Annotated in this window: 19 protein-coding genes; 10 read left to right on the top strand and 9 right to left on the bottom strand. The window is 63.3% G+C overall.

Translation table 11 applies throughout. The features are described 5' to 3' along the window. The first annotated feature begins 17 nt into the window (after nucleotides 1-17). The gene (locus ACB032_RS01265) at nucleotides 18-770 is read left to right on the top strand and encodes a DUF3530 family protein (protein WP_371137169.1); all 753 of its coding nucleotides are present in this window, start codon (nucleotides 18-20) and stop codon (nucleotides 768-770) included. Between the two features lie 117 nt (nucleotides 771-887). Next, the gene (locus ACB032_RS01260; protein WP_011707005.1) at nucleotides 888-1,844 is read left to right on the top strand and encodes a D-2-hydroxyacid dehydrogenase; all 957 of its coding nucleotides are present in this window, start codon (nucleotides 888-890) and stop codon (nucleotides 1,842-1,844) included. A gap of 62 nt (nucleotides 1,845-1,906) precedes the next feature. On the opposite strand, the gene ACB032_RS01255 is transcribed toward ACB032_RS01260, so the two are convergent. Both ACB032_RS01255 and ACB032_RS01250 read right to left on the bottom strand, forming a co-directional pair. After that, nucleotides 1,907-2,377 carry a YMGG-like glycine zipper-containing protein gene (locus tag ACB032_RS01255; protein WP_244088593.1) on the bottom strand — a complete coding sequence of 157 codons (471 nt, stop codon included), beginning with the start codon at nucleotides 2,375-2,377 and terminating at the stop codon, nucleotides 1,907-1,909. Nucleotides 2,378-2,586: 209 nt separating this feature from the next. Then, complete coding sequence (locus tag ACB032_RS01250; protein WP_371137168.1) at nucleotides 2,587-4,140, bottom strand: GGDEF domain-containing protein; 1,554 nt, start codon at nucleotides 4,138-4,140, stop codon at nucleotides 2,587-2,589. Between the two features lie 288 nt (nucleotides 4,141-4,428). Between ACB032_RS01250 and ACB032_RS01245 the strand changes: the two genes are divergently transcribed. Next, nucleotides 4,429-5,031, top strand: a complete 603-nt coding sequence (locus ACB032_RS01245) for a nitroreductase family protein (protein WP_016351664.1) — start codon at nucleotides 4,429-4,431, stop codon at nucleotides 5,029-5,031. Nucleotides 5,032-5,079: 48 nt separating this feature from the next. Here ACB032_RS01245 and ACB032_RS01240 read toward each other — a convergent pair whose 3' ends face one another. Beyond that, complete coding sequence (locus tag ACB032_RS01240; protein WP_371137167.1) at nucleotides 5,080-5,730, bottom strand: HAD-IA family hydrolase; 651 nt, start codon at nucleotides 5,728-5,730, stop codon at nucleotides 5,080-5,082. Continuing rightward, nucleotides 5,727-5,972, bottom strand: coding sequence for a hypothetical protein (locus ACB032_RS01235; protein ID WP_371137166.1), 246 nt, complete (start codon nucleotides 5,970-5,972; stop codon nucleotides 5,727-5,729). The genes ACB032_RS01240 and ACB032_RS01235 overlap by 4 nt, the downstream gene beginning before the upstream one ends. Before the next feature lie 117 nt (nucleotides 5,973-6,089). Between ACB032_RS01235 and ACB032_RS01230 the strand changes: the two genes are divergently transcribed. Next, nucleotides 6,090-6,998, top strand: coding sequence for a LysR family transcriptional regulator (locus tag ACB032_RS01230; protein ID WP_043121105.1), 909 nt, complete (start codon nucleotides 6,090-6,092; stop codon nucleotides 6,996-6,998). Nucleotides 6,999-7,070: 72 nt separating this feature from the next. Here ACB032_RS01230 and ACB032_RS01225 read toward each other — a convergent pair whose 3' ends face one another. From ACB032_RS01225 to ACB032_RS01210, 4 genes are all read right to left on the bottom strand, one after another. Next, nucleotides 7,071-8,027 (bottom strand): diguanylate cyclase domain-containing protein, encoded by a 957-nt coding sequence (locus ACB032_RS01225; protein WP_076360386.1) that lies wholly within the window; start codon nucleotides 8,025-8,027, stop codon nucleotides 7,071-7,073. Between the two features lie 162 nt (nucleotides 8,028-8,189). Beyond that, complete coding sequence (locus ACB032_RS01220; RefSeq protein WP_371137165.1) at nucleotides 8,190-8,828, bottom strand: cold shock domain-containing protein; 639 nt, start codon at nucleotides 8,826-8,828, stop codon at nucleotides 8,190-8,192. A 116-nt stretch (nucleotides 8,829-8,944) separates the two neighbouring features. Beyond that, nucleotides 8,945-9,511 (bottom strand): isochorismatase family cysteine hydrolase, encoded by a 567-nt coding sequence (locus tag ACB032_RS01215; RefSeq protein ID WP_371137164.1) that lies wholly within the window; start codon nucleotides 9,509-9,511, stop codon nucleotides 8,945-8,947. A gap of 33 nt (nucleotides 9,512-9,544) precedes the next feature. Continuing rightward, nucleotides 9,545-10,708 (bottom strand): FAD-dependent oxidoreductase, encoded by a 1,164-nt coding sequence (locus ACB032_RS01210; RefSeq protein WP_371137163.1) that lies wholly within the window; start codon nucleotides 10,706-10,708, stop codon nucleotides 9,545-9,547. 267 nt (nucleotides 10,709-10,975) lie between these two features. On the opposite strand from ACB032_RS01210, the gene miaB reads away from it, so the two are divergent. From miaB to lnt, 5 genes are all read left to right on the top strand, one after another. Next, nucleotides 10,976-12,409: a tRNA (N6-isopentenyl adenosine(37)-C2)-methylthiotransferase MiaB gene (gene miaB, locus ACB032_RS01205; RefSeq protein ID WP_011707016.1), complete on the top strand. Its 1,434-nt coding sequence runs from the start codon at nucleotides 10,976-10,978 to the stop codon at nucleotides 12,407-12,409. A gap of 55 nt (nucleotides 12,410-12,464) precedes the next feature. After that, nucleotides 12,465-13,508 (top strand): PhoH family protein, encoded by a 1,044-nt coding sequence (locus ACB032_RS01200; protein ID WP_371137162.1) that lies wholly within the window; start codon nucleotides 12,465-12,467, stop codon nucleotides 13,506-13,508. Next, complete coding sequence (gene ybeY / locus ACB032_RS01195; protein ID WP_371137161.1) at nucleotides 13,505-13,969, top strand: rRNA maturation RNase YbeY; 465 nt, start codon at nucleotides 13,505-13,507, stop codon at nucleotides 13,967-13,969. Before ACB032_RS01200 ends, ybeY begins: the two co-directional genes overlap by 4 nt. A 95-nt stretch (nucleotides 13,970-14,064) precedes the next feature. Then, nucleotides 14,065-14,949 carry a CNNM family magnesium/cobalt transport protein CorC gene (corC, locus tag ACB032_RS01190; RefSeq protein ID WP_011707019.1) on the top strand — a complete coding sequence of 295 codons (885 nt, stop codon included), beginning with the start codon at nucleotides 14,065-14,067 and terminating at the stop codon, nucleotides 14,947-14,949. Between the two features lie 210 nt (nucleotides 14,950-15,159). Beyond that, a complete protein-coding gene (gene lnt, locus ACB032_RS01185) occupies nucleotides 15,160-16,704 on the top strand; it encodes an apolipoprotein N-acyltransferase (RefSeq protein ID WP_219279674.1) in 1,545 nt (514 codons plus the stop codon). A gap of 215 nt (nucleotides 16,705-16,919) precedes the next feature. Here lnt and ACB032_RS01180 read toward each other — a convergent pair whose 3' ends face one another. Continuing rightward, nucleotides 16,920-17,408, bottom strand: coding sequence for a zinc ribbon-containing protein (locus ACB032_RS01180; RefSeq protein ID WP_005298255.1), 489 nt, complete (start codon nucleotides 17,406-17,408; stop codon nucleotides 16,920-16,922). 145 nt (nucleotides 17,409-17,553) lie between these two features. Between ACB032_RS01180 and leuS the strand changes: the two genes are divergently transcribed. Beyond that, nucleotides 17,554-20,133 carry a leucine--tRNA ligase gene (leuS, locus tag ACB032_RS01175; protein WP_371137160.1) on the top strand — a complete coding sequence of 860 codons (2,580 nt, stop codon included), beginning with the start codon at nucleotides 17,554-17,556 and terminating at the stop codon, nucleotides 20,131-20,133. Nucleotides 20,134-20,192 lie beyond the last annotated feature (59 nt).

Here is a 20,192-nt window from a genome sequence, read left to right as displayed (position 1 = left end):
AACCGGGGGAGCGCACTATGGCCAGATTGTTCTTATCACTGCTGTTACTGACCCTGCTGGCAAGCAACCCCTTGCAGGCCAGCGAGGGCACACCGCTGACGCCGCTCGACTACTGGCAGAACAACGACTGGCAGGGGCTGCCCAACAGCACCCAGATCGACAAGCAGACAGTGCTGTTCGCCAAGCACGACAGCGACAGCTATGTGGGGCTGGCCATCCTCTTGCCCGACTGGCAGCGCAGCGGCCAGCTGTGGCAGCTGACCCGGGCCCTCGGCCGGCTCGGCTTCGATACTCTGCTGCTGCTCCCCTCGCCCCAACAGACCGAACTGGACCCCGCCGCCGAGAAAAAGCAGCAGGCCATCGACGACTTTCGCAAGCAGTTTGCCACCCGCATCAGCAAGCTGGGAGATGCCAAGCTGCAGGAGGGGGGCTTCAAGCTGATACTGGCGCAGGGTACCGGCGCCGCCTGGGCCACCAATCTCATCGCCAGTGAACAGCTGCCCGCACCCGATGCGCTGGTGCTGCTCGACGGCTTCTTCCCCGACCAGCAGAGCAACCAGATCTTCGCCAAGGAGATCGCCCAGGCCACCATGCCGACCCTCGACCTCTATCAGGAGGATGGCGGACGCTGGCCGCTGCTGGCCGCCGAGGCGCGCAGAAGCGAGAGCCGCCGCAGCCACAAGCTCAACTACCGCCCTTACGCCCTGCAGGAACTGGACGAAACGCCGACCCGGATCCAGGGCTGGCTCACCCACCTCGGCTGGCTCTGACCCGAAAAATGCCGCCTGCCTCACATCCGGCGCGATTGCCAAGCCATTGAGGCGCAGCAAACTGGCCCTCGGTCGCCGATGTTTGGCATCATGAACGCCTCAACGGCAGGAGGCTCCATGCAGCAAATTGTGTTTCTCGACAGCGATACCCTGGATACCGGCATCACCCTGCGCCACCCCGACTTTCCCCATCACTGGCAGAGCTACCCGAGCACGGCCCCCGAGCAGGTGGTGGAGCGACTCAAAGACGCCAGCATCGCCATCATCAACAAGGTGCGCATCGGCGCCGCCGAGCTGGCCCGGCTGCCGGACCTGAAACTCATCGCGCTGGCCGCCACCGGCAGCGACAACGTGGATCTGGAGGCGTGCCGCGCCGCCAACGTCGGCGTCTGCAACATCCGCAACTACTCGGGCCCCTCGGTACCGGAACACGCCATGGCGCTGATGCTGGCCCTGGCGCGCAACCTCTTCTGCTGGCGCCAGTCGCTGCTGGAGGGGCGCTGGCAGCAGAGCGGCCAGTTCTGCTTCTTCGATCACCACATCACGGATCTGCACGGCAAGCGGCTCGGCATCATCGGCAAGGGGACACTCGGTCAGGCCCTCGGCGAGCGGGCCAGGGGGATCGGCATGGAGGTGCGCTACGCCCAGAGCCAGGTCGGCGCCAGCCATGACGAGGATCGGCTGCCGCTGGACGAGCTGCTGCAAAGCGCCGACGTCATCAGCCTGCACTGCCCGCTCACCCCCTATACCCGCAACCTGATTGGCGAGCGGGAGCTCGAGCTGATGAAGCCGGGCGCCCTGCTGATCAACGTCGGCCGCGGCGGTCTGGTGGACGAGGAGGCCCTGCTGCGGGCACTGGCCAATGGCCGCCTCGGCGGCGCCGGTTTCGACGTGGCGAGCGTCGAGCCGCCGCCCCCCGACCACCCGCTGATGCAGGCGCTGCAGTACCCCCACTTCATCCTCACCCCCCACGTGGCCTGGGCCAGCGAGGAGTCGATGCAGCGCCTCGCCGATCAGCTGATCGACAACATCAACGCCTTCGCCGAGGGGCGCCGCCAACACCGGCTGGTGTGAGCGGCGGCCGAACCAAACAAAAGAGAGGGGCCTGTCGGCCCCTCTCTCATTGCTGGCAGCGATCAATCATCGTCGTGCCATCTGTGTTTCTTGTGCTTTTTGTGTTTCTTGTGGTGCCTGTGCTCATCGTCGTAGTAACGATCGTTGTTGCTCTTGTGGCCATCGCCAGTCTTGGCACCGATGGCGGAGCCGCTGGCCCCGCCGACGCCGGCCCCGATCAGCTGACCCGTGCTGCCACCCACGCTCTTGCCGATGGCTGCGCCACCGAGGGCCCCGACGGCGCCACCGAGGGCCGCTTCATTCTTGTTGCCCTTGTTGGCCGTGGCGGCGCCACCGGCCGCACCGCCCAGCGCCGCCCCCACCAGAGCACCGGTATCACCGCCCAGCTCCTTGCCGATCATGGTGCCGGCCACGCCACCCGCACCGCCACCGAGGATGGTATTGAGTGTCTCCGAGGCCTGCGCTGTGCCGCTGACCAGCAGCAGTGAGCCCAGCAGGGCCAGGGCGCTCATGCCACGCTTGTTCATCTCCATGGGGTACTCCTGTCAAACCTGATTAATTTCCCCGAACTATACGATTCCCGCCAAAGGGCGCCACTGTCGCAGGAGAGCGACACCGCCTCCCACACCGCCTGCGATGTCGTCCAATTCACACATAAGATATTGAATTTAAATACGTAAATGACATCGTATGGAAATTGGGCAGCGAACGGTGCCGGGGCCCACCGAGCGGCAGTGCTCGCTTAGCCGTTATCCATATGACAGGATCTGTCAGCACCCTGCTCCTGCCGGGTCCGCTCCGTCAAAGACCAGCCATCGCGCCCCAGCCGCTTGCTCCGATAGAGACACTCGTCGGCCCGCTCGAACAGCAGCACACCCTCATCCGGGCTGTGGGCACCGCCCACGCTCAGGGTCACCGCCTCGCGAAACTCGCGCCACTGCTGATTGCGCACCCGCGCCAGCAGCCGGGTCAGCCCGGACTCCAGCTCGCTGCGCGGCCAGGGCAACAGGGCGGCGAACTCGTCTCCCCCGATCCGGTAGACGCAGCCACTACCCAGCTCCGCCACCAGCAGCTCAGCTACCCGGCAGAGCACGCCGTCCCCCACCGTATGTCCCCAGTTGTCATTGATGCGCTTGAAGTTGTCGACGTCGAACAGCAGCAGCCAGTGGGGTGTGGCGCTCTCCTCCAGTTCGCTGCGGCGCTGGGTGAAGGCCCGCCGGTTCATGATGCCGGTGAGGGGGTCGTGCAGCAGGGCATCCTGCCCCTGCAGAAAGCTGGCCCGCACCTGATCTATCTCGCTTAGGCTGCTGTGCACGAACCAGGTCTTCAGCTGGCAAGGAGTCTGGGTCGGATCCCGCACTATGCCGGTCAGCGAGCCCGCCACCAGCGCCTGCTCCTGATTGAACACCCGCACCAGAAAGTTGATGCTGCAAAACCAGATGGCAAACAGCGAGAGCAGCGGCAGCACCACCATCAGCAGGGCCTCCTCGAGGCCGTCGTGAAACAGCTCGGGCGGCAGATAGATGTTGAGATCCCAGTCGATCCCCTCCAGCTCCCGGCGCAGATGGCGGCCATGCCAGATCACCTCCAGTCCGCTGCCCACCACGCCCGCCGTGGTCACTGGCGGCTGATAGAGCGCCATATTGCAGCCCACCACCAGTTCATCTCCTCCCCGCGAGCTGATGTAGATGGCCGCCTGGTTGCGACCCATGGCCCGCTGCAGTGCCTGCTGGATGGCGTTGAACGACATGTCGACCATCAGCAGGCCGAGCAGCTGACCATCCAGCCCCTTTACCCGCTTGATCAGGGTCAGGATCTGCTTGTCCGAGCCGTACTCCTGATAGGGACCCAACCAGATGAGCTCATCCCCCGGCATCGACAGCGCCCGATACCAGGGCCGGCTGGCGGCACGATACTCGGCCGGCTGCTGCCAGGCCGGGTAGCTGCTGATGCGGTCCGTTTGCGGGTTGTAGAAATAGATGTAGTGGCTGTCGCGCTTGATCTGGTGGGCAATGGCCCAGAGCGGGTTGTCGGCCGGCTCGCCGCGGGCGATGGCGGCCTTGTCCAGCGACGCTTCCAGCACCGCCAGCTGACGCTGGTTGGCCAGCACCAGCTCGTGGATCAGGGCCGCATCGAGGGAAGAGAGCATGTGGCCGTAGCCGGCCACCGTCTTGTCGATGCTGCGCAGATAGCTGGCCGTCGCCAGGGCCAGTGTCACCACCAGCACCAGGGTGCCCAGCAGCAGGGTCAGCGAGGTCAACAGGTAGTAACGCCGACTAATCAACCATTGGATCATCAACACCCCGCAAAAAATTCTGTAATGCGAGGATTCTATGGCGGCCCGACAGAATCATTCATTGATTAAAATCAGCCGCCCTCCGCCTAACTGACAAAAAACATATAAACGTGATACTGCTCATCCATGCCGTGGATATGTATATCAACAAAAAGTAAAAACAGTGACCACTGTGCGTTGACGGCTAACCAGGAAGGGGGTGTTATAGTCTATAGCTTGAACAATCGGAGCCGGATGGCCTTGCCAAGGACCACCGAAGACGATTCCCTGTCAAACAAAGGAGATGTTATGAGCAGTCCGTTTATCGAACAGATCAAAGTACGTCGTACCATCTATGCCCTGGGTGACCAGGTTTCCCATACGCCGGAGCAGCTGACCACTCTCATCCAGGATGCCATCAAGCACAGCCCCTCCTCGTTCAACTCCCAGAGCTCCCGCGCCGTCATCCTGTTTGGCGCCCAGCACCACAAGCTGTGGGACATCGTCAAGGCGGAGCTGAAGAAGATAGTGCCGCCGGAAGCCTATCCCCAGAGTGAAGCCAAGGTGGACGGCAGCTTCCGCGCAGGTTTCGGCACCGTGCTCTTCTTCGAGGACACCGACGTCATCAAGGATCTGCAGCAAAAATTCGCCCTCTACGCCGACAACTTCCCCATCTGGTCGGAACATGCCACCGGCATCGCCCAGTTTGCGGTCTGGACCACCCTGGCCCAGGAGAAGATCGGCGCCTCCCTGCAGCACTACAACCCGCTCATCGACCAGGCGGTACACAAGGAGTGGAACCTGCCCGCCAGCTGGCTGCTGCGCGCCCAGATGCCCTTTGGCAGCATCAAGCAACCGGCCGGTGACAAGACCTTCATGGACGACGCCGCACGTTTTCGCGTGTTCAAATAAGCGCGTTGCCCACCACCCAAGCCCCCGCTCGACGGGGGCTTTTTGTTGTCAGGCCAGCAGCGTCAGCTGCAAACCCGCCACCTCCTCCACCACGCTCACCTGGCGCCAGTCCTGGATCAGGGCACTGATGTCCGGATCCAGCCGCTGCCTGCCCCCCACCTGTACCACGCGGCAACCCGCCCGCAGGGCACTGGTGATGCCGGCCGGCGCATCCTCGAACACCAGGCAATCGGCCGCCGCCAGCCCCAGACGCTCGGCCGCCAGCAGGTATGGCTCGGGATCCGGCTTGCCATGTACCACATCCTCGGCCCCCACCAGCAGGGTGGGCAACGGCAGAGCGGCGCTGCGCAATCGATGACGGGCCACCCGCTGACTGGCGGAGGTCACCAACGCCCAGCGATCGCTTGGCAAACCCGCCAGCAGAGTTCGGGCTCCGCCGATGGCCTCCGCCTGGCCGGTGTGGTTGATCTCCAGCTCGTCGAGCAGGGCCACCTCCTGCGCCATGTCCAGTTGCGGGGCCAGGGCTCGGAGCACCTCCCGCGAGCGCACCCCGTGGCACATGGCCAGCACCGGCTCGGGCGCCAGCTGATGGCGGCGGCACCAGAGCCGCCATACCGTCTCCACTTCGCCGGTGGAGTGCACCAGGGTGCCATCCATGTCCAGCAGCAGGGCGCTGGCCCGCAGCACAAGCCGGCTCATACGCCGACTCCCGCGAGGCCTGGTTCGCTCCCCGCCAGAATATCGCCGAAGGCCCGCCGCTGAGCCGCCTGCTCATAGCAGGCCAGCGCCTGTTCGGCATTGCTCGCCCAGACTTGCAAGGGGCCGACCGCAAAGCCCTGCTGCAGCAGGCTGGTAAGCAGCTCTCCCGTCTCCGGCGCAGCCAGCGGCTGGGCCAGTACCAGGGTTCCCTTGATCAAAAACAGATAGCGTTCGGCAGGCATGAGATGACTCCTTGTGACGGATCGGATGGGGCCAATGGGGCCCGCTACCAGACCATTAGAACAAGGCAGTTAGATAATTTATAATCACAAAATGGCCACTTTAGATAACCATATGGAATGAAATTCGATCTGAAGCAACTGCAGGCATTCGTCACCCTGGCCGACACCGCCAACTACCGGGAGGCCGCCAACCGGCTGTTCATCACCCAGCCGGCCCTCACCAAGCAGATCCAGGGGCTGGAGCAGACCCTCGGCAGTACCCTGTTCAACCGGGGTCGCCACGGTGCCGAACTGACCGCCATCGGCGCCCAGCTGCTCACCCAGGCGAGTGCCCTGGTCGAACACGGCAAGGGCTTTGAGCGCCATGCCATGGCGTTGGCCAGCGGCATCGCCGGGCGCCTCAAGATTGGTTTCGGCCTGTCGAGCTTCGCGCTGGCACCGGCATTGGTGGCCAGCTTCAAGCAGCAGGTGCCCGAGGTGATGGTGCATCTGCAGGACATGACCTCCGCCATCCAGCAGGAGCGGTTGCTGTCGGGCCAGCTGCAGCTCGGCTTCATGCGCCGGCCCCAGGCGCCGCAGTTGCAGGAACACAGACTGCTGACCGATCGGCTGGTGCTGGCGGTGCCGACCCTGATGACGCAGCCGGATCCGGCCGCCTTCGATGTGGAGCAGGCGCTGGCCAGCCAGCCCTTGCTGCAGATGGTCGGCCACCGCTGCCCCGGCCTCAGCCAGCAGATCGCCGGCTTCCTCGGTGCCAACCGGCTGACCGGCATGATCCAGGAGGCGGAGGATATCCAGACCCTGGTGGCGCTGGTGGCCGCCGGCATCGGCAACGCTATCCTGCCGCGCAGCGTCAGCTTCATCGCCGGCCCGGACGTCACCCTCTACCCCTTGTCCGGCCCCTGCTCCGAGTGGGAGATAAGCCTGGTGTGGAACCCGGAATTTGCCGATCCCATCCGCGATCGCTTCGTGCAGCTGGTCATCGATGCCCACCCGGCACCGCAGCCAGCCCTGCCGGATCGCTGATGCGATAGGTTCAGGGAGTCGATATCAGGGGACAGGCGAGGTATCGCCACAGGGGGATGTGGCAATCGAGTATCAGGCGGCCGGCAGCGCGCTGCAGCTGACGCAGTGGCAGCGATTCTTGCCCCCCTGCTTGGCCAGATAGAGCGCCATGTCGGCAGCGGTCAGCAGCTCCTCTTCCGAGACGCGAGCCTGCTGCGGCAACAAGGTGGCAATCCCGACGCTGGCGCTGAGTCGAAGCCCATCCGCCCCCGGGATCAGCAGCTCGCCGATGCCAACGCGAATGGCCTCCCCCATGCGGGAGGCGGCCTCGTCCCCGGTGTTGCCGAGGATCAGGGCAAATTCGTCGCCGCCGAAGCGGCACGGCAGATCGGTGGCCCGCTGGCAGAAGGTGCTCAGCAGCTGACCCACCTGCTGCAAGAAACCGTCCCCGACCTGATGGCCGAAGTGGTCATTGCACAGCTTGAAGTTGTCCAGATCCAGCATGATGAAGGAGATGGGGGTCTGTTCGCGCATGCTGCGCCGCCACTCGTTGTGCAGAAAGCTGTTGAACAGCCGCCGGTTTGCCAGCCCGGTCAGCGGATCGTGCAGGGAGAGGTAGGCCATGTCCAGCTCCTGCAGCTTGCGCTCGGTGACGTTGATGTGGCTGATGGTGTAGAACTCGACCTCGATGCCGGGGATGGCGGAGACCCGCATCATGAACCAGCGCTGGGTATCCGGGCTGTGACAGGGGTACTCCAGATGAAAGTGCTGCTGCTCGTGGCGCAGTACCCGCCGGATCCCCTCGGCTGCCATCTGGGCCAGCGGCTCCACCGAGTTGTCGCACACCCTCAGATAGTTGACGCCCAGCCAGTCGTACCCCTTCGGCATGCCGTTCTGTTCGGCGAAACTATTCCAGGCGAGGTTGGTGTAGTGGATGACGCCATCCCGATCGATCACCGAGATCTGCTCCTCCAGCGAATTGAGCAATGCAGACAGGTATTGCGCCCGATCGGAGAAGTGAAACAGTGATCCCTGAAAATAGTCCGCCATGACCCTGCTCCTCACCCAACAACGACGCACCGTACCTGCCGCAACCACCAGCGTAATGCCGGCGTTCCGTCCATGACGAAGGGGCATCGGCGGCCATGGCCTGCCCCCGGCCTGCAAGATAAAGATAGATGATCAATCACTTGCACCCGCCCCCATCCCTCGCTAGTAACTGCACCACTGGTTTTCACATGGAATGCCGTCACCTTCACCGTCCATCTTGGTATTGGGGCAGTTTTGCAAAAACCAGGTCGCCTCCTCGCAGGAGGTCATCTGGGAGCAATACTGCCGACCGTCGCACTGACGGACGAAAGTGGGCGTCGCCTGCGGGCTGTCTGTGCTGTCCGCCTCCTGCTGACTGAAAGAAGAGCTTGGCGAAGGCGAGACCGACTCGGCCGAGAAGCGGGAGTAGATGGAGAAGATCCCGGCCAGCACCAGCAGCGGGATCAGCTTGCCGCGCCAGTTGCTGCGGCGCCGATAGACGGGGCGTGGGCGTGCCCTGGCTGGCGTAGGGCGCTCCCCAGTCACAGCCTGTCTACCCGCAGAGGGCGCGGGTTGGGCGCCTGCCAGCGACAGCGGTCGATCCACAAAGAACACCTGCTCGGCCCTGGGTTTGCCGTCCTGGCCGCTGCCAAGCTGATAGGAGACCCGCTCGCCGGCCTTGGGCAGCGAGCCATCTGACTGCAGCGCCGAGATGTGCACGAACAGCTCGGCTCCTTTTGGCTCGCCCTCCCCCGGCTCGGGGGCGATAAAACCAAAGCCGCGCGCCTCGTTCCAGCGCACGATCCGTCCCTGATAACGCATGCCCTCATCCTTGTGGCCATCGATGCTCGCTTCATGTTGCCCAAAATGGCTGCGGCCCGACAGGGGGCCGCAGACAAAATGTCAAAACAGTGAGCAAGCTCCGCTTGCCGCCGGGATCAGGCCAGCAGGGCCACCTTGCAGACCTCGGCGATGCGGCCGAGCATTCGCAGCGAGGCATGGTGCTCATTGGCATCCGCCGCCGCGCAGGCATCCTCCAGAATGGTGATGGCGTAATCCCGATCATGCCCCTCCCGCGCCGCCGCCTGAATGGCCCAACTGGTACTCACCCCGCACAGATAGAGGTGGTCGATGTGGTTGGCCCGCAGCGCCGGCTCCAGCGCGGTACCGTAGAAGGGGCTGACCCTGGGCTTGGTCAGCACCAGATCGCCCGGCTGCACGTCGAGATCGGCGTGAAAGTCGGTGCCGCTATCGCCAAGCGACAGCGCCCCGAACTGGTTAGCCCGGCCAAACATGGGCGAGCCCTTGGGTTGCAGCAGATAATGCGGGTCAAAACCCACCTTGATCAGCACCACCAGCCAGCCGTGGGCGCGGGCATGGGCCAGCGCCTGATTGGCATGCACGATGGCATCCTGTTCCAGCACATGGGCCGCCGAGGCGGCGATGCGCCCGTCCGGGTGGGCGATGTCGTTGATGAAATCGATCACCAGCAATGCCTTGTTCATGCTGCCTGCTCCCTCATGATGGCGCCGCGCGCCTTAAACCAGCCCCAGCGCATAGCGTAGCGCCATCTCCTTGAGCGGGCCCGCCTTGTCCGCCAGATTGAGGGCCAGGTTGCGCGCCAGCTTGAGCGGGCCTATCTCGTTGCTGAACACCCCGTAGAAGAGATCCATCCCCGACTGCATCAACAGGTTGTCGGGGCGGCGGCGCCGCTCATAACGTCCGGCCAGCGCCAGCTGATGCCAATCGGCCCCGGCCCCTTGCAGCAGATCGCGCCAGCAGGCCACGTCCTTGAAGCCGAGGTTGACCCCCTGCCCCGCCAGCGGATTGATGGTGTGGGCAGCATCGCCCAGCAGCACCACCCGGCCGGCGTGGTAGTCGTTGGCGTGGCGGCGCACCAGCGGGAAGCTCCCCTTGGCCGTCACGGCAAACCCGCCGAGCCGACTCGGGAAGTGGCGGCGCACCTCGGCGGCCAGCCCCTCGTTGCTCATGGCCGCCAGCGCCCGGATGCGGGCCGGGCTGTCATACCACACCAGCGAGCCATGCTGGCCGGGTAGCGGCAGGAAGGCACGCGGGCCGTGCGGGGTAAACTGCTGCCAGGTGATGTCTTCCTGCTCGAAGTCGGTGTCGATGTTGATCAACATGCAGTGCTGGCGGTATTCAAAGCGCGACACCCCGATGCCGGCCAGCTTGCGGGTGTGGGATTCGGCGCCATCGCACGCCAGCACCCAGCGGGCGGCCAGCTCGCTGCCATCATCCAGGGTCAGCACCGCCTCGTCCGCACTCTGGCGCAGGCTCGTCACCGCCGCCGGGGTGTGGGTCTGGATGTTGGGGAAGTCTTCCATGCGTCTGAGCAACGCCAGCTGCACCAGCCGGTTCTCGATGATGTAACCGAGCTGGGGCAGGCCGAGGTCGGCGGCATTGAAGCGGGTGGCAAAACCGTCCAGCTCCCAGGTTTCCAGCCGGCGATAGGGGCACAGCCGCATCTGTTGCAGGTGCTGCCAGGCGCCGGTCTGCTCCAACAGCGCCACCGAAGCCTGACTGATGGCGGAGACCCGCAGATCCAGCGGCTGCTCGGGGGCGTATTGCTCCGGCAGCCGGGTCTCGATGACCCGCACCGACAGACCCTGCGCCGCCAGCAGACAGGCGGTGGCGGCGCCGACCATGCCGGCCCCGACGATGGCGATATCACACTGTTCCATAACTTGATTCCTGCAAGGGGTGAGCCCGGGCAAGGGGAAAACGCAGCCGGACCGAATGACCACATGATACCGCAAGGGGCGCCGGGAAACAGTGAAGGGTGTGGAGAATTAGTGCGCCAAATCAAGGAGAAAGCCGATGCCGACAGGAAGCCCGCCGGCGGCGCTCCGGCCGTGGCCGGCTGGATATTCGCTAGGCAGTCTCCGGATTGCGGAGTAAAATGCCCGGTCCTTTGACCATGCCGCATTCAAAACAAGTCAAGAGAAGCAATGAGCAAAAAACTTCACATCAAAACCTGGGGTTGCCAGATGAACGAGTACGACTCGTCCAAGATGGCCGACCTGTTGGATGCCAGCAATGGCTACACGCTTACCGAAGAGCCCGAAGAGGCAGACGTTTTGCTGCTCAACACCTGCTCCATCCGCGAAAAAGCGCAGGAGAAGGTGTTTCACCAGCTGGGACGCTGGAAGAAGCTCAAGGCAAACAAACCCGGTCTGGTGATCGGCGTGGGCGGCTGCGTCGCCTCCCAGGAGGGGGACAACATCCGCACTCGCGCCCCCTATGTGGACATCGTCTTCGGCCCGCAGACCCTGCATCGCCTGCCCACCATGATCAAGCAGGTGCAGGAAGGGCGCGGTGCCCAGGTGGACGTCGCCTTCCCGGAAATCGAGAAGTTCGACAGCCTGCCCGAGCCGCGCGCCGAAGGGGCGACCGCCTTCGTGTCCATCATGGAAGGCTGTTCCAAATACTGCTCCTTCTGCGTGGTGCCCTACACCCGCGGCGAGGAGGTGAGCCGACCGCTGGACGACGTGCTCTATGAAATCGCCCAGCTCGCCCAGCAGGGCGTGCGCGAAGTGAACCTGCTCGGCCAGAACGTCAACGCCTATCGGGGCCCGACCTTCGACGGCGGCATCTGCACCTTCGCCGAGCTGCTGCGGCTGGTGGCCGCCATCGACGGCATCGATCGCATTCGTTACACCACCAGCCACCCCATCGAGTTCACCGACGACATCATCGAGGTCTACAAGGACACCCCGGAAGTGGTCAGCTTCCTGCACCTGCCGGTGCAGAGCGGCTCCGACCGCATCCTGACCATGATGAAGCGCCCGCACACCGTGCTGGAGTACAAGTCCAAGATCCGTCGCCTGCGCGCCGCCCGTCCCGACATCACCATCAGTTCCGACTTCATCGTCGGCTTCCCGAACGAGACGGACGAGGATTTCGAGGCCACCATGAAACTCATCGAAGAGATCAACTTCGACATGAGCTTCAGCTTCATCTACAGCCCGCGCCCCGGTACCCCGGCCGCCGACCTGCCCGATGACGTCGACATGGAGGTGAAGAAAGCCCGCCTGACCCGCCTGCAGCATGTCATCAACAACCAGTCGATGCAGATTGGCCGCGCCATGCTGGGCTCCACCCAGCGCATCCTGGTGGAAGGGCCCTCCAAGCTCGACCCCATGCAGCTGTGCGGCCGCACCGAGAACAACCGGGTGGTCAACTTCGAGGGCCCGCATACCCTGATCGGCGGCTTTGCCGACGTGGAGATCACCGAGGTGCGTCCCAACTCCCTGCGCGGTAAATTCCTGCGCGGCGAGAACGAGATGAACCTGCGCATCGCCACCGCCCCGAGCGAGATCCTGGCCCGCCGCCCGGACAACGTACCGGACCCGCTGGGCGTGGCCGCCTTCACTCCCCACTAATCTGTTCACCCCATCCGGCCCCGGTCGGATGGGATCGCGTCAAGACGAGGACACTTTGAGCCGACACATCTCGACCCTGAATCTGCATCTGGAACCCGCCGACAACCAGCGTCTCGCCAGTCTGTGCGGTCCGTTCGATGACAACGTCAAACAGCTGGAACGCCGCCTCGGCGTCGAGATCAGCTACCGCGACAACCACTTCCAGCTGCTGGGCAAGCAGGCCCAGGTGGAGGCGGCTGCCGTCATCATCAAGCACCTCTATGTGGAAACCCAGCCCCTCAAGGGCGGCAAGGTGACCGACATCACCCCCGATATGGTCCATCTGGCCATTCAGGAGTCGCGGGTGCTGGAACAGGATGACGAGCCGGCGCCGAGCATCCCTTACGGCAAAGAGGTGACGGTCAAGACCAAGCGTGGCCTTATCAAGCCGCGCAGCCCCAACCAGGCCCAGTACATCGCCAATATCGTGCGCCACGACATCTGCTTCGGCATCGGCCCCGCCGGGACCGGCAAGACCTATCTGGCGGTGGCGGCGGCGGTGGACGCGCTGGAACGTCAGGAAATTCGCCGCATTCTGCTGACCCGTCCGGCGGTGGAAGCGGGCGAGAAGCTCGGCTTCCTGCCAGGCGATCTCTCCCAGAAGGTGGATCCCTACCTGCGCCCGCTCTACGACGCCCTGTTCGAGATGCTGGGCTTTGAGCGGGTGGAGAAGCTGATGGAGCGCAACATCATCGAGGTGGCGCCGCTCGCCTATATGCGAGGCAGAACCTTGAATGACGCCTTTATCATCCTGGACGAGGCCCAGAACACCACCACGGAGCAGATGAAGATGTTCCTGACCCGCATCGGCTTCAACTCAAAGGCGGTGGTCACCGGCGACATAACCCAGATAGACCTGCCCCGCAACCAGAAGTCGGGTCTGCGCCACGCGCTGGAAGTGCTGCAAGGGGTCGACGGCCTGTCGTTCAACTTCTTCGAATCCAAGGACGTGGTACGCCACCCGGTGGTGGCCCGCATCGTGCAGGCCTACGAGGCGTTCGATGCCAAACAGGCGGCCGACAAAGCCGCCCCCCACACCAGTAAAGAGAGTGCCCAATGAGCGTGACCCTGGATCTGCAACTGGCCAGTGCCAGTACCGATGGCCTGCCGAGCGAGGCCCAGCTGCAGGGCTGGCTCGACGGCACCATTCTCGGCTTCCAGCAGGAGGCCGAAGTGACGGTGCGCATCGTCGACGAGGCGGAGAGCAACGAGCTCAACCTCACCTATCGCGGCAAGGACAAGCCCACCAACGTGCTCTCCTTCCCGTTCGAGGCCCCGCCCGGCCTGGAGCTGCCGCTGCTCGGCGATCTGGTGATCTGCCGCCAGGTGGTCGAGCGCGAAGCCACCGAACAGGGCAAGCCGCTGATGGCCCACTGGGCCCACATGGTTGTGCACGGCAGTCTGCATCTGCTAGGTTATGACCATATCGAGGATGAGGAAGCCGAAGAGATGGAAGCGCTCGAGCGCGACATCATGCAGGAGCTCGGTTTCGCCGATCCTTATCTGAACGACGAAGAGTAAAGAACCGGATGGTCATCGTCTTGAAACAGCCGATGCCCATCCTCATATAGCCACAACGATTTCAAGTGTGTTCATACGAGTAACCAAGAGAGAAAATGACCGACGATCACCCTAGTACCGGCTCGCCGAAGAAAACCTGGCTCGACAAACTCAGCCAACTCTTCCAGGGCGAGCCAAAAGACCGCAACGATTTGGTGGAAGTGATAGCCGACGCCGAAGAGCGCGATCTCATCGATCAGGACACCAAGGACATGATCGAGGGCGTGCTCGAAATTGCCGAGCTGCGCGTGCGCGACATCATGATCCCCCGCTCCCAGATGGTGACCATCGAGAAATCCCAGCCAGTGGACGAGATCCTGCCGGTGATCATCGAGTCGGGTCACTCCCGCTTCCCGGTGATCAACGAAGACAAGGATCACGTGGAGGGCATCTTGCTCGCCAAGGATCTGCTGCCGTTCGGGTTTGGTGGCCACCACGCCAGCGAGCCGCTGCAGCTGGAGAAGATCCTGCGTCCCACGGTGATCGTCCCCGAGAGCAAGCGGGTCGACCGTCTGCTCAAAGAGTTTCGTGAAGAGCGCTACCACATGGCCATCGTGGTGGACGAGTTCGGCGGCGTCTCAGGTCTGGTGACCATCGAGGACATCCTCGAGCTCATCGTCGGCGAGATCGACGACGAATTCGACGACATCGAGGATGAGCCGGACGAGATCCGCCGTATCAGCAAGCGGGTGTTTGCCGTCAGCGCCCTCACCGAGATCGAAGATTTCAACGACTTCTTCGGTACCCAGTTCAGTGATGAAGAGGTGGATACGGTGGGCGGTCTGGTGATGCACGCCTTCAGCCATCTGCCCAAGAAGGGTGAGGAGATCGAGCTGGAAGGCTACCTGTTCAAGGTGATGCACGCCGACAAGCGCCGCCTGCAGCAGCTGCAGGTGAAGATCCCCGACAACCATGTCGCGGCCCAGTCCGAGGCCCAATAAGCCTTGCTCCGTGCCAACAGCGCCCCGCCCGTCGGGGCGCTGTTCGTTTGAGCGCACACCACCTCTGCTTCCCACGAGTCACAGGGCCCGTCATCGCCCTTTTATTCCCTCGCTTCGGACCGTCGGCCGGGAGGCTCGCCGTTGACCGCCTTTACGGGTTAAGATACCGGCCACTCAACCCATTGCAGTTCAATCCGAGCCTTATCGCCCGTGAAATTACAGCCCGTGAAATCAAAACTCCTGACCAGCCTGTTTGCCATGGCCTCTGGCGCCATCGCCGTGCTCGCCTTCTCGCCCTTCAACTACTGGCCGCTGGTGATCCCCTCCCTGCTCGGTCTCTACGCCCTGCTGGACAAGGCCAACCCCAAGCAGGCGGCCTGGCGCGGCTTTGGCTACGCCATGGGGCTGTTTTTGCCGGGGTTGTGGTGGATCCACGTCAGCATGACCATGTTCGGCGGCATTCCACTGCCGGTGGCCTTCGTGCTGCTGGCCGGGCTGTCGGCCTATCTGGCACTCTATCCGACGCTGGCCTGCTGGGCCTTCGCCCGCTTCTTCAGCGGTCGCCACTGGAGTCGCTGGCTGCTCGCCTTCCCGGCGCTCTGGCTGATGGCCGACTGGCTGCGCGGCTGGGTGATGACCGGCTTCCCCTGGCTCTGGTTCGGCTACAGCCAGATTGACGGGCCACTCAAGGGCTTTGCCCCCATTCTCGGCGTGCAGGGCATCACCCTGGCGCTGCTGTTGACCGCCTCCGCCCTCTGGCTGCTCTGGCAGAGCCGCAAGCCGGCCTGGCTGCTGGTACCGGTGGTCCTGGTGGGCACCGCCCAGGGGCTGATGCAGCTCAACTGGGTGACCCGCGGTGAACCGGTCAAGGTGGCGCTGGTGCAGGGCAACATCGAACAGTCCCTCAAGTGGGATCCGGAGGCGCTGGTGCCGACGGTGCGCAAGTATCAGGATCTCAGCCGCGAGAACCAGGACGCCGACATCATCGTCTGGCCGGAATCGGCCATTCCGGCCATCGAGAAGGAGATGGGCAACTATCTGGAGAGCCTGGACAAGGCGATGAAGGTGAACGATACCGGCCTGCTGGCGGGGATCATCCACTACGATCTCGAGCAGCAGCGCTTCTTCAATACCGTGCTCGGCATGGGGGTGCAGGATGCGGAAGGCAAGGAGTCCTACTACTACCAGCACAAGAACCGTTACTACAAATACCACCTGCTGCCCATCGGCGAGTTCGTGCCCCTTGAAGATCTGCTGCGTCCCATCGCGCCCTTCTTCAACCTGCCCATGTCCTCCTTCAGCCGCGGTGACGAGGTGCAGCCGAACCTGATCGCCAAGGGGCTCAAGTTTGCCGCCGCCATCTGCTACGAGATCATCTTCCCGGACGAGGTGCGCCGCAACGTGCAGCCGGATACCGACTTCCTGCTGACCGTCTCCAACGACGCCTGGTTCGGCACCAGCATCGGTCCCTGGCAGCACATGGAGATCGCCCGCATGCGTGCCCTCGAGCTGGCCCGCCCGCTGCTGCGCGACACCAACACCGGCATCACCATCGTCACCGAGATCGACGGCAGCATCATCGCCCAGATCCCGCAGTTCGAGGCCGGCGTGCTGCGCACCGAGGTGCGTCCAGCCCACGGCGAGACCCCCTACCTGCGCTTTGGCAGCTGGCCCATGTATGGCATCGCCGCCCTGCTGCTGGCGCTGGGACTGGGGCTGCGCCCCCGCGCCCACCCCTGGGCGCGCAAGGGCTGACCCAGTCGTACAACCCGATAAATAAGAGAGGCGCCCAAGGGCGCCTCTCTTCTGTTCAGTCTGATACCCGATCAGAACCTGTTCAGGCTCTGTAACGAGAGGTCGTCAGCAAGGTGAAGAGCAGCGCAGGAACCGGAGCGTATAGATATACGTGAGGATTCCGAGCAGCACATGAGCCTTGATCACGGCCTCGCAGCAAGAGCGTGGGCAGATTCTCAGGGAGAGAGCGGCTCACGGTGATACTCATCTGCCCCGCACTCGGGGCAGGTGCCGAGCTGTTCGGGGTGCAGCACGGTATGGCGCCACTCGCAGTGATCGCACACCAAGACCCCGAGCCCCACCCAGTCACCGGCCCGATAGACGCCCTTGTGCTCCAGCTCGTCCGCCAGCTCCTGCCACTCCACCTGGGTGCGGTCGGTCACGTCCGCCAGCCAGGACCAGGCGGTGTCTTTGAGCGCCAGCATGAAGGCGGACTCCTCCACCTGCTCATCCTTGCGCCCCTCGTCATAGTTGCCCAGATCCCGCTTCACATACTCGGCGATCAGCGCCAGCTCGTCCTGGGTCAGATCCCCGGCCGCCTCCAGATAGGCCTGCACCTTGGCGATCATCCGGTTGAGGCGCTCCCCCTGGAACTGTTCTGTCTCTTGCCACTGCTTTTGCAGCTCGGCAATGAAGGCTTCGTACCCTTTTTGACGTTTGTCCATGGCCGTTACTCCTCTACTGAACCCTGATCAGGCCCGGCTTAAGGCCCGAGGGACGCTGGCGGTTGTTGCCGCCGCAGGATATGGGTATTCTATTGCGATTTCCCAGCTGATTTATCTATCCATTTCACAGATCCGGATGTCACCAATGCAAGAGCAATACGTTCCCCAATCCATAGAACCAGCAGTGCAAAAGCACTGGGATGCCAAGAAAACCTTCAAGGCGGTGGAGAAAGTAGACAAGGAAAAGTTCTACTGCCTCTCCATGTTCCCCTATCCGTCTGGTCGTCTACACATGGGGCACGTTCGCAACTACACCATAGGTGATGTGATCTCCCGTTATCAACGCCTCAATGGCAAGAACGTGCTGCAACCCATAGGTTGGGACGCATTTGGCCTGCCGGCGGAAAACGCCGCCATCAAGAACAACACGGCACCGGCGCCCTGGACCTACGAAAACATCGAATACATGAAGAACCAGCTGAAGATGCTGGGTCTGGGTTATGACTGGGATCGCGAGCTGGCCACCTGCAAGCCGGACTACTACCGCTGGGAGCAGTGGTTCTTCACCAAGCTCTACGAAAAGGGTCTGGTCTACAAGAAGACCTCCTCCGTCAACTGGTGCCCGAACGACATGACCGTACTGGCCAACGAGCAGGTGGTGGACAACTGCTGCTGGCGCTGTGACACCCCGGTGGAGCAGAAAGAGATCCCCCAGTGGTTCATCAAGATCACCGACTACGCCGAAGAGCTGCTGAACGACATCGACAACCTCGAAGGCTGGCCGGAGATGGTCAAGACCATGCAGCGCAACTGGATTGGCCGCTCCGAAGGGGTCAACATCAGCTTCGCCATCGAGGGTCAGGCTGAGCATCTGGAGGTCTACACCACCCGTCCGGACACCTTCATGGGCGTGACCTATGTCGGTATCGCCGCCGGCCACCCACTGGCGCTGCAGGCTGCCGAGAGTAACCCCGAGCTCGCCGCCTTTATCGAAGAGTGCAAGAACACCAAGGTGGCCGAAGCCGAGCTCGCCACCATGGAGAAGAAGGGCATGGCCACCGGCCTCTACGCCATTCACCCGCTGGATGGCCGCAAGGTGCCGGTCTGGGTCGCCAACTTCGTACTGATGAACTACGGCACCGGCGCCGTGATGGCGGTACCGGGCCACGACCTGCGTGACCATGAGTTCGCCACCAAGTACGGTCTCGAGATCAAGCCGGTCATCAAGCCGGTCGATGGCGAGCTGCCGAACGTGATCGACGCCGCCTACACCGACAAGGGCGTGCTGTTCAACTCAGGCGAGTTCGACGGCCTCGAGTTCCAGCCGGCATTCGATGCCATCGCCAGCAAGCTGGAGAGCCTTGGCTGCGGCAAGCGTACCGTCAACTTCCGTCTGCGCGACTGGGGTGTCTCCCGTCAGCGCTACTGGGGTGCCCCCATCCCCATGCTGACCCTGGCCGACGGCACCGTTGTGCCGACCCCGGAAGACCAACTGCCGGTACTGCTGCCGGAAGACGTGGTGATGGACGGCATCCAGAGCCCGATCAAGGCCGACGCCGAGTGGGCCAAGACCACCTACAACGGTCAGGAAGCGTTCCGCGAGACTGATACCTTCGACACCTTTATGGAGTCCTCCTGGTACTACGCCCGCTACTGCTCCCCGGACTACGACAAGGACATGCTGGATCCGGCGGCTGCCAACCACTGGCTGCCGGTGGATCAGTACATCGGCGGCATCGAGCACGCCTGTATGCACCTGCTCTACGCCCGCTTCTTCCACAAGCTGCTGCGTGACGCAGGCCTGGTGAACAGCGACGAGCCGTTCAAACGCCTGCTCTGCCAGGGCATGGTGCTGGCCGACGCCTTCTACTACAAAGACGAGAAGGGCGGCAACGTCTGGGTCAGCCCGACCGACGTCAAGGTGGAGCGTGACGAGAAGGGTCGCATCACCAAGGCCGTCGACAATGAAGGCCGTGAAGTGATTCACTCTGGCATGACCAAGATGTCCAAGTCCAAGAACAACGGCATCGACCCGCAGCTGATGGTGGAGCGTTACGGCGCCGATACCGTGCGTCTGTTCATGATGTTCGCCTCGCCGGCCGAGATGACCCTGGAGTGGTCCGACTCCGGTGTCGAGGGTGCCCAGCGCTTCCTGCGTCGCCTGTGGCGCATCACCTTCGAGCACGTCAGTGCCGGCGTAGCTCCCGCACTGAATGTGGCGGCACTCAGCGCCGACCAGAAGGCCGTGCGCCGCGAGCTGCACAAGACCATCGCCAAGGTGAGCGACGACGTGGGTCGCCGTCAGACCTTCAACACCGCCATCGCCGCCATCATGGAGCTGATGAACAATCTCTCCAAGCTGGGCAGCGACGAACAGGATCGCGCCCTGATGCAGGAAGCGCTGGAAGCGGTGGTGGTCATGCTCTACCCCATCACTCCACACATCGGCTTCGAGCTGTGGAAGATGCTGGGCAAGGGCGACGACGTGGATCACGCCACTTGGCCGGTGGCCGATGAAGCGGCCATGGTCGAGACCGAGAAGCTGGTGGTGGTGCAGATCAACGGCAAGATGCGCGGCAAGCTGACCGTGCCGGCCGAGATCAGCCAGGCCGACGTCGAGAAGCTGGCCATGGCCGATGCCTCGGTGCAGAAGTTCACCGACGGCCTGACCGTGCGCAAGGTGATCTACGTGCCGGGCAAACTGCTCAACATCGTGGCCAACTGATGCCATACCGCCTGGCCATGCAGACTGACCGTCTGGTTGCCAGGCGGTAACAGCAAACG

The organism is Aeromonas sp. S5(2024), from assembly GCF_041403025.1.
Lineage (GTDB): Bacteria > Pseudomonadota > Gammaproteobacteria > Enterobacterales > Aeromonadaceae > Aeromonas > Aeromonas hydrophila.
The sequence above is the reverse complement of the archived record's forward strand: the minus strand, read 5'-3'. Positions and strand labels throughout refer to the sequence as shown.

Coding starts and splice junctions, on each gene's coding strand:
- leuS (WP_371137160.1), top strand. CDS start 17,554: ATGCAAGAGCAATACGTTCCCCAATCCATAGAACCAGCAGTGCAAAAG.
- ACB032_RS01245 (WP_016351664.1), top strand. CDS start 4,429: ATGAGCAGTCCGTTTATCGAACAGATCAAAGTACGTCGTACCATCTAT.
- ACB032_RS01255 (WP_244088593.1), bottom strand. CDS start 2,377: ATGGAGATGAACAAGCGTGGCATGAGCGCCCTGGCCCTGCTGGGCTCA.
- ACB032_RS01260 (WP_011707005.1), top strand. CDS start 888: ATGCAGCAAATTGTGTTTCTCGACAGCGATACCCTGGATACCGGCATC.
- miaB (WP_011707016.1), top strand. CDS start 10,976: ATGAGCAAAAAACTTCACATCAAAACCTGGGGTTGCCAGATGAACGAG.
- ACB032_RS01230 (WP_043121105.1), top strand. CDS start 6,090: ATGAAATTCGATCTGAAGCAACTGCAGGCATTCGTCACCCTGGCCGAC.
- corC (WP_011707019.1), top strand. CDS start 14,065: ATGACCGACGATCACCCTAGTACCGGCTCGCCGAAGAAAACCTGGCTC.
- ACB032_RS01225 (WP_076360386.1), bottom strand. CDS start 8,027: ATGGCGGACTATTTTCAGGGATCACTGTTTCACTTCTCCGATCGGGCG.
- ACB032_RS01235 (WP_371137166.1), bottom strand. CDS start 5,972: ATGCCTGCCGAACGCTATCTGTTTTTGATCAAGGGAACCCTGGTACTG.
- ACB032_RS01240 (WP_371137167.1), bottom strand. CDS start 5,730: ATGAGCCGGCTTGTGCTGCGGGCCAGCGCCCTGCTGCTGGACATGGAT.
- ACB032_RS01220 (WP_371137165.1), bottom strand. CDS start 8,828: ATGCGTTATCAGGGACGGATCGTGCGCTGGAACGAGGCGCGCGGCTTT.
- ybeY (WP_371137161.1), top strand. CDS start 13,505: ATGAGCGTGACCCTGGATCTGCAACTGGCCAGTGCCAGTACCGATGGC.
- ACB032_RS01250 (WP_371137168.1), bottom strand. CDS start 4,140: ATGATCCAATGGTTGATTAGTCGGCGTTACTACCTGTTGACCTCGCTG.
- ACB032_RS01265 (WP_371137169.1), top strand. CDS start 18: ATGGCCAGATTGTTCTTATCACTGCTGTTACTGACCCTGCTGGCAAGC.
- ACB032_RS01180 (WP_005298255.1), bottom strand. CDS start 17,408: ATGGACAAACGTCAAAAAGGGTACGAAGCCTTCATTGCCGAGCTGCAA.
- ACB032_RS01215 (WP_371137164.1), bottom strand. CDS start 9,511: ATGAACAAGGCATTGCTGGTGATCGATTTCATCAACGACATCGCCCAC.
- ACB032_RS01210 (WP_371137163.1), bottom strand. CDS start 10,708: ATGGAACAGTGTGATATCGCCATCGTCGGGGCCGGCATGGTCGGCGCC.